This is a genomic window from Kineococcus arenarius subsp. arenarius (assembly GCF_050871845.1).
Taxonomy (GTDB): Bacteria; Actinomycetota; Actinomycetes; order Actinomycetales; family Kineococcaceae; genus Kineococcus.
The window spans coordinates 1-752 of sequence record NZ_JBJLSE010000196.1; the positions used below are offsets into that span (position 1 = coordinate 1).

Sequence of the window (752 nt, forward strand, 5' to 3'; positions counted from 1 at the left end):
GTGCGGCTGGATCACCTCCTTTCTAAGGAGCATCTCTCGCCTCACTCCTTGCGGGGTGGGGTGGGCAGGGCCGTCTACTCCAGCGTGAGTCTGGAGGTCGGTGCTCGAGGGTGGAACATCAACACGGCACTTGGGTGCTCGCTGGTGGCGCTAGTACGGCTGAGGTGTTCTTCGGAACGCTGTTGACGTCGGGAACGCGACTGCTGGGGGGTGCTCGGTGCCTGGCGCACTGTTGGGTCCTGAGGGACCGGGCACTGTCACTGGTGCCGGCCGCGTGCGGGTTGCGCGGTCCGGTCGTGGTGGTGGGGTTCGTGGCCTTCTCAGGGTCGCTTCGGAAGGACACATCGGTCGGTATCGCTTGCTTGAGGGGTTCGCTCCTTGGGTCGGGTGGGTGTCGGTGTCTGGTGTTCTTCGCTGACGGGGCGGATCTGGTTGTTGTTTGAGAACTGCACAGTGGACGCGAGCATTGCAATGACATTGATGATGACATTGGAATCAATGTAGTCGAGTGTTTCTTTGTCGTGGTGCTTCGTCGAGTAGATTTTTTCTGTGTCTTTGTGGTTTGGGTTCTTTGACTTGGATCGTCGCTCACCGCTCGTGCCCTCGCTTGTGTGGGGGGTGGGGTGTGGTGTGTGGTGGTGGCAAGTGTGTAAGGGCGCATGGTGGATGCCTTGGCATCAGGAGCCGATGAAGGACGTGGGAGCCTGCGATAAGCCTCGGGGAGTTGGCAACCGAACGGTGATCCGAGGGTG

1 rRNA gene is annotated in these 752 nt (G+C 60.4%); it reads left to right on the forward strand.

Annotated elements, in window-relative coordinates:
* Positions 1-639: 639 nt before the first annotated feature.
* Positions 640-752 (forward strand): 23S ribosomal RNA (locus ACRYM0_RS20875); the annotation flags it as partial.